This window comes from Staphylococcus sp. HMSC035D11 (genome assembly GCF_001836075.1).
Taxonomy (GTDB): Bacteria; Bacillota; Bacilli; order Staphylococcales; family Staphylococcaceae; genus Staphylococcus; species Staphylococcus hominis.
In genome coordinates this window covers 32,128-39,260 of sequence record NZ_KV827222.1, presented here as the reverse complement: position 1 = coordinate 39,260, position 7,133 = coordinate 32,128, and the positions used below count along the sequence as shown (strand labels likewise).

General features: G+C 32.7%; 7 protein-coding genes. 2 read left to right on the top strand and 5 right to left on the bottom strand.

What is annotated here, in order from left to right:
- The 3 genes from HMPREF2647_RS01205 to HMPREF2647_RS01195 all read right to left on the bottom strand — a co-directional run.
- The coding region (locus tag HMPREF2647_RS01205; protein ID WP_070859413.1) for a DUF3169 family protein at positions 1-484 on the bottom strand (484 nt) is incomplete at its 3' end.
- Entirely contained in the window at positions 481-684 is a 204-nt protein-coding gene (locus tag HMPREF2647_RS01200; protein ID WP_002449521.1) for a helix-turn-helix transcriptional regulator, read from the bottom strand. The genes HMPREF2647_RS01200 and HMPREF2647_RS01205, both read right to left, overlap by 4 nt.
- Positions 685-810: 126 nt before the next feature.
- A complete protein-coding gene (locus tag HMPREF2647_RS01195; RefSeq protein ID WP_002449396.1) occupies positions 811-1,293 on the bottom strand; it encodes an RrF2 family transcriptional regulator in 483 nt (160 codons plus the stop codon).
- A 135-nt stretch (positions 1,294-1,428) separates the two neighbouring features.
- Between HMPREF2647_RS01195 and HMPREF2647_RS01190 the strand changes: the two genes are divergently transcribed.
- Positions 1,429-2,349, top strand: coding sequence for a DMT family transporter (locus tag HMPREF2647_RS01190; protein ID WP_002488263.1), 921 nt, complete (start codon positions 1,429-1,431; stop codon positions 2,347-2,349).
- 237 nt (positions 2,350-2,586) lie between these two features.
- Positions 2,587-3,756, top strand: a complete 1,170-nt coding sequence (locus HMPREF2647_RS01185; RefSeq protein WP_002449194.1) for an MFS transporter — start codon at positions 2,587-2,589, stop codon at positions 3,754-3,756.
- A 65-nt stretch (positions 3,757-3,821) separates the two neighbouring features.
- On the opposite strand, the gene HMPREF2647_RS01180 is transcribed toward HMPREF2647_RS01185, so the two are convergent.
- Together HMPREF2647_RS01180 and HMPREF2647_RS01175 are read right to left on the bottom strand one after the other, a co-directional pair.
- Positions 3,822-5,363 carry a bifunctional metallophosphatase/5'-nucleotidase gene (locus tag HMPREF2647_RS01180; protein WP_002449347.1) on the bottom strand — a complete coding sequence of 514 codons (1,542 nt, stop codon included), beginning with the start codon at positions 5,361-5,363 and terminating at the stop codon, positions 3,822-3,824.
- Positions 5,364-5,463: 100 nt separating this feature from the next.
- Positions 5,464-7,101: a motility-associated ABC transporter substrate-binding family protein gene (locus HMPREF2647_RS01175; protein ID WP_070859411.1), complete on the bottom strand. Its 1,638-nt coding sequence runs from the start codon at positions 7,099-7,101 to the stop codon at positions 5,464-5,466.
- Positions 7,102-7,133 lie beyond the last annotated feature (32 nt).

Genomic DNA, 7,133 nt, shown 5'->3' with positions numbered 1-7,133 from the left:
TTTTTTCTCCTAATTTGGGATAGCGAGAATCAAATTTACGATAAAATAATCCTGTAATTACCGAGGAAATAATCGTTGTCATAAAAGGAAGTAATGCCCAACTACTAGCACTAGAATTTCCATTTCCTAAGACAATGATAAAAAGAGCAATAAAGCTAATTGTTAATTCTAGATAATAAATAAATGAATTTTGCATATATGCTAAATTAGCTTTCTTATCATATGAATCCGCCTCATCTTCATCAATATGTGTTTCGGATAAACGTTTGTAATGAACGGCCTTTTTTTGAATCATAATTAAATACATACTTAAGACTAGGATAAGTGCCACACAGATTAATGAGATTAAAATGACATTTGAATGTGTAGCATAATGATAATTTCCAAAGAAGTGAAAGCTATGGTTGTAGTCAATGAATAAAGCTATACATCCTCCAATCAGTCCGCCAATTAACAAAGTGATTATAAAACGACCTATTTTCATAAATCTTCCTCCTCAATTATAAAGATAGATTCAACAGGTTCATTAAAAATACGAGCTATTTTTATAGCAGTTAAAATAGAAGGTGTAAAGTCATTTCTTTCAATGAGAGATACAGTTTGACGTGAGATGCCTGCTTTTTTAGCAAGTTGCGTTTGATTATAACCTTCTCTTGCTCGTAATTCTTTCAATCGATTTCGCAATCATCATCATCTCCTCACAATCAGTGTATATTATCATAGTCATTTTGACAAATATATTTGTCAAAAAGTATCTAAAGTAAATTATGGGTAAGACTAACGATTGTCTGATGTTAGACATCCGGATGTCTAAAGCGTCTTACTATTTAATCTTATCCACTGTGTAATGTCTTCAAGATTATAAAGCTTGATAATATCTTGATATATATCGTCTAAATTTATATTAGAAAGTGTAGAAATCAATGTATGTTCAATATGATTTAAAGCTATACTGATGTTACATTGTTGTGCTTTGTGTCCTTCTTTTTCTCCTAAAAAGTTGGTAAGTAAATGTTGACTTGAGAAGATATTGCCACGACCTTCAATAGCTAAAAAGACATCGTAAAAAGTAATATCTTTGAGTTTTTTTCTAAGTGTAAATCCTCCATTTTTACCAGTTGTTGAATATACCAAATTTTCTTTTACTAATGCTTTTACTATTTTTTTTAAGTAAGAATCAGAAACTTTAAGTCGCTTGCTTAAAGCGGTAGATGTCATTACTGACTGACGAGGGAGTTGGTTTAAAATTAATAAGACATATATTGCTTGTTCCCAACCGGTAGATAATTTCATATATAAGCCTCCTATCAAACCTATTATATAATATTTTTATATTATATTTAAAAAATAAAGTAGTTCCTATATAATTGTATTTAAAGACAAAATATATCTCAATTATCTTTAATTAAAAATAGGGAGACGACAGCAGTGAAAAAACATTTAAATACTTCAATAACATTTTATATGTCCATTCTTTTTACGACTATTTTTATGGGATCATCTTTTCCAACTGGCAAATATTTAATTTCAAATGAACATGTTCCACCTATGCTTCTTGGTGGATGGCGATTTGTTATCGCAGGATGTATGATGTTAATCCTTACATTTATGAGAAATGGGGAAAGGGGCATTCTACCCACAAGTAAAGGGAATAGTTATAAAGGATTTATATTAGTGTTCGTTATTGGATTTTTACAAACAGCAGGGACGATGGGATTATTAAATTTTGCAATGGCATTTGGCGTGTCTTCTTCTATATCATCTATTCTATTATTTACGAACCCGCTATGGCTGGCCTTTTTAGCACATTTTATTTTAGATGAAAGGTTAACAAAAATTAAAATTACTTCACTTATACTTGGTGTGTTTGGAGTAGGATTATGTCTCGGATTAGATGAAACATTATTTGGATGGGGGACGCTTTTTGCACTAGCTGGTTCATTATGTTGGTCAATCAATACAATAGTGACAAAAAAGGTAGTGTTTGATAAAGGGCCCTGGGTTTTAACAGGATGGCAACTATTATTCGGTGGTATGTTTATGCTGATAATGAGTCTCGTTTTAAAAGAACATTATACACTTAGTTCGCTTAATCATTGGGGATGGATATGGTTCTTTTGGCTTATTATTCCAGCTTCTGTAGGTTCATTTGGATTATGGTTTTATAGCTTAAGCCAACGAGGGGCAACTACGGCGAGTAGTTTCTTATTTTTAGTACCACTATTTTCGACACTATTTTCAATTATAGGATTAAGAGAGCCCTTCACGCTTCATTTAATTTTAGGAGGTTTATGCGTTGTTGTGGCATTAATGTTAATTCATCGTCAACCGAGGAAAAATGTTTTATAAAATACAATATTCAATACATTGAATATAAATACATATATTAATAGAAATTAGATTATATAAAACTTTAGTTAAGCCTTTTGAAATTGTCTTACTTTTAACATAATGAAAAAATATGAAAACTTGTCATTACTATATTTTTGAGAAATAAAAAATTTAAAAAAATCTCTTCACAGAGAATGTAATTTTGTGTAGTATATCTTTCATATGATTTTTAGAGAGAAAAAGGAGGAAACAATAATGAAAGATAACAGAATGATGTTCTTCATATTTATGTTAGGTACATTTACAGTTGGAATGGCAGAATATGTTGTTACTGGTTTATTAACTCAAATTGCAAGCGATATGAAAGTGCCTATTTCGAGTGCAGGGTTATTAATTAGTGTGTATGCAATTAGTGTTGCATTAATCGGTCCATTAATGCGTGTATTTACTTTAAAAGTGCGCGCACAACGTTTACTCCCAGTATTGATGGCCATTTTTATTATAAGTAATATAATAGGGATGTTAGCACCGAATTTTCCAATATTACTGTTATCTCGATTATTGTCAGCCTCTATGCACGCGCCTTTCTTTGGCGTATGTATGAGTGTGGCGGCAGCTGTTGCGCCTCGTGGTAAAAAACCACAAGCGATTGCTCTCGTTCAAGCCGGATTAACAATTGCAGTGATGATTGGCGTGCCATTCGGTTCATTTTTAGGTGGATTTGCGAATTGGCGCTTTGTCTTTGGCGTCATGATTTTGTTAGCTGTCATTACTATGTTAGGAATGATGAAGTTTGTACCTCATGTTGTATTGAGTACAGAAACTAGTGTGAAAAAAGAATTAAAAGTATTTAAAAATCCACATATCTTAATTGTAATGGCAATTATTGTCTTTGGTTATTCAGGCGTATTCACAACTTATACGTTTATGGAACCAATGATTCATAAATATGCACCATTTGGAATTGTTGGTTTAACTGTATGTTTATTTATGTTTGGCCTTGGCGGTGTGGTTGGTAACTTGCTTACAGGTAATGTACCAGAACATAAACTTACACAGTACTTGTTCTATACCTTTGTGTTATTGTTTATAACGATTGTTTTATTTGTAACAGCAGTGCATAGTGCGATTTTAGCAATTATTATTTGTTTCTTATTTGGTTTCGGCACTTTCGGTACAACGCCTCTATTAAATAGTAAAGTGATTTTAAGTGCACATGAGGCACCGTTACTTGCAAGTACACTTGCAGCTTCAGTCTTTAATATTGCAAACTTTTTAGGTGCCATTGTGGGGTCAATACTATTATCAATGGGATTCCCATATCTTACGATTACATTTGTATCAGGCGGGATCATTATCTTAGGAATTATAATTAATACAATTAATCATTTTTATGAAAAAAAGTATGTTACATTTGATTATTAATCAAAAGCGTTCTAAATTGAATTCACTCAATTTAGAACGCTTTTTTATAAAATGTAAAATGAATGTTAAATAATTACCTTAAAATTGACAACTTGAGGAATATAAGATACGTCGTGTTGCGTCATATAATCAATTAATACTTGTGCGCCTTCCTCTTGAATATCTTTAACGACTGGCGCTTCTGCAAACATTTTATAATCTCCGCCTCCAACTGCACGATAGTTGTTCACACATATGGTATACGTTTTTGTGTCTTCTAAAGGTGAAGCGCCGACTTTAATATCTGAAACACGTTGTCCTACAGGTGCACCAGCATGAATGGTATAAGAGATTCCTCCATACATATCATAATTAAAATGTTGAGGTTTTGGAGATAAAAATGTGTCACTGACCGTGATTTCATTATTGTCATTTACACTAAAATAACTTGCTGATTTTTCTAAAGCAGCTTTAATTCCTTTGCCATTAAGTTCTAAAACTTGGAATGTATTAGGAAAAGGATAGTTATTAATGATATCTCGCATTGTGACTTGTTGATTAAAGCCTTTAGCTGAATCAAATAGCGCAGTGCTTGCTATATCTGCACCACTTTTTTCTAACAAAATATAATTTATCAGATTAATAAGTGAATGAGGGTGTGTTCGAGCTTCGAACTGATGAGTGACTAGCATTGGTTCTGATAATGTTGTAATGTCCGTATCAAGCCAATCTTCAAGTTCATTTAAAAGTGAATGATCGTTGTTAGATAATGTTAATGAAAGATGAGAAGGCACAGATACAAGAGTGCTCTGTTTATCTGTAATTCGATGTTCATGATCTAATGTTAATGTCACCTTACCAAATTCTGTACCTCGTGTACCTGGTTGGATAATGGCGGTGTCATTTTTTATCATTGCAATATCACGATGTTGGTGTCCTGTTATAAGCACGTCAATATCTTTATGGAAACGTTCTAGTATATCAGATCCTTCATTTTCTCCAGTTAATTCTTCAGTAGGTATATCAGTATCAAGACTTCTTTCAAAACCGCCATGATAAGACACAACGACAACATCTGATTTTTTACGAACGTCTGGTAAAATACATTTTAATGTTTCAACTGCACTGTTGAACGTTAATCCTTTAATATGGGCAGGTTGTTCCCAATTTGGAATGAATTGTGTTGTTAATCCAATGACGCCAATAGTTATATCGCCACGTTTAAAATAATTTACGCCTTGACCAGTCAAAGGTGCGTTATTGTGATCAAAAATATTTGCACACAAGATAGGGTGATGAAGATGGTTTAAAGTATTTTGTAAATAAGGTAATCCATAATTAAATTCATGATTACCTAATGTACCAAAGTCAAAATTAAGACGATTATAAATATCAGTAAGAGGTTGACTTGATTGTTCTTCAGTTGCTAGGTAATGGCATAAAGGAGAACCTTGTAAAAAATCACCATTATCAATTTTAAAACTATAGTCATCGTGTTGACGTTCTTGTTCGATCAGTTGATTTACTTTTAATAGTCCCATAGGAAGATTTTGGTTTCTTTTTGAAAAGTCAGTGGGAAAAATATAGCCATGTATATCACTTACGATATAAAAAGAGAGTTGTGTCATAGGTCATTTCCTTTCATAAATAAAGAGATAAAAAAGGGAAGTAGTTTATTGAACGCCACATACCTTTATTATCTCTTATGTGTTGTATTACTATTATAAATTATTGAATTGAACCTGTAGCAAGCGTTTTACTACCTTGTTTTAAACGAATATTCGCACCTGAAATAGATTCAGATGTTTTAGCTGTAAAAGTTAACGTTGCGTTACCTTGGTCATCAGTGGTTACACTTTGTTCTTGACTATAGCCTACCGTATCATAATTTTGCCCATCTTGAGAAAAACGTGCAAGCTGTCTACCACCATCTTGATAAACACCTAATTTTAAATGATCAATAGTTGTATTTTTAGCCATGTTTGTTAATTCAACTTGAATATTAAATGGTTGATTTACTGATACATTATCTGGTAAATGGAATTGAACATTATTGCTAGATATCATTGAATTAGAAGTAGTTGTATCTTGGGAAGACTGTGATGTATTTGTATCCTCTTGTGAATGATTATTTTCAGTCGTATTGTCTTTTGTACTATTCGCTTTGTTATTACCATTATGGCTACCATGATTTTTATGATTACTATTTAGTTGTGATGATGTACTGCCATAACTACCTAGTTTAAATGTTGAACGATCGTACCATTTATATCCAGAAGGTGGTTGTGACCACGGTTCTTTTTCAGGTTCAGTTGAATGTTGTGGTTGTTCGAAATTAAGAAGTGGCGTAGGTTGATCTAACTTAATACCTGTTTCTTTTAAATTCGGTGTATTATCTTGTTTTCCAAACCAAGTTGTAATATTTTTAAGTAATTTACTATTATCTTGTTCTTTAAATCCATCATACGTTTTCTTAGTTCTTCCATTATCTTCACGTACATATTTAGGTGTACTATCTTCGACTAATGATGAATCTCCAATGAAGGCTGCTTTTCCTTTACCTACTTTTGAGATAGCGACATAAGGACCCTCTGCTATACCACCGCCATTGTAAATACCTTGATCGACTGCATGAGACCAACGTTGTTTTTGAGATAAATGTTCTGGTAAGAAAATAATACCTTTTGCTTTTGTAGGATCTGTAATTGCAAGAGTTGAACCAGCATGCATTGATACAGAATGTACACCTTCAGTAATACCAAAGCTGTCACTAGATGACACAATATTTTGAGTATTTAAATCACCTAAAGCGTTGTAACGGAAACGTACGCCGAAGTGTTCAGAAAGCCAATCTGAACTTTTAACATTGCGCATAGCTTTAGAATGTTTTTCCTCATTTGTTAAATCTTTGGTGATATCTTGATATGCACCACGACGATAACCATTCATCACTTCTGAAGAATCGAAACGATTTAAGTTTCTGTCTGCATTATAATGATCAGAGATAAAGATGATATTGCCACCTTTTTCAACAAAATTAAGCATAGCTTGTTGTTCTCTCTTTTTAAAAGGAATATTGGCTTCTGGAAGAACGAGAATATTGATGCCACGTAGTGTATTAGGTGTAATATTAGATTCTCCATCGATTTGTTTCACAGTATATCCTTGTTGACGCATTGAATCAGCATAATCGGAAAAGCCACCATCAATGACCCAATCAGCAGCTCCTGCCGTTTGGCCGTGTGAAGCGTCAAAAGCGACAGTTTGAGTGGTAGTTTGATTTGGTGTAGCATGACTGATTGGCGTTGCAGATAATGTAATTGCTGAAGCTAAAATAGTACTACTTAATACTTTTATCCATTTCATATTTTTATCTCCCAAATATATTTTTAAATGAT

Bases quoted from the DNA above. Each gene is read 5' to 3' on its own strand.
- HMPREF2647_RS01185 (WP_002449194.1), top strand. From the start codon at position 2,587: ATGAAAGATAACAGAATGATGTTCTTCATATTTATGTTAGGTACATTT.
- HMPREF2647_RS01180 (WP_002449347.1), bottom strand. From the start codon at position 5,363: ATGACACAACTCTCTTTTTATATCGTAAGTGATATACATGGCTATATT.
- HMPREF2647_RS01175 (WP_070859411.1), bottom strand. From the start codon at position 7,101: ATGAAATGGATAAAAGTATTAAGTAGTACTATTTTAGCTTCAGCAATT.
- HMPREF2647_RS01195 (WP_002449396.1), bottom strand. From the start codon at position 1,293: ATGAAATTATCTACCGGTTGGGAACAAGCAATATATGTCTTATTAATT.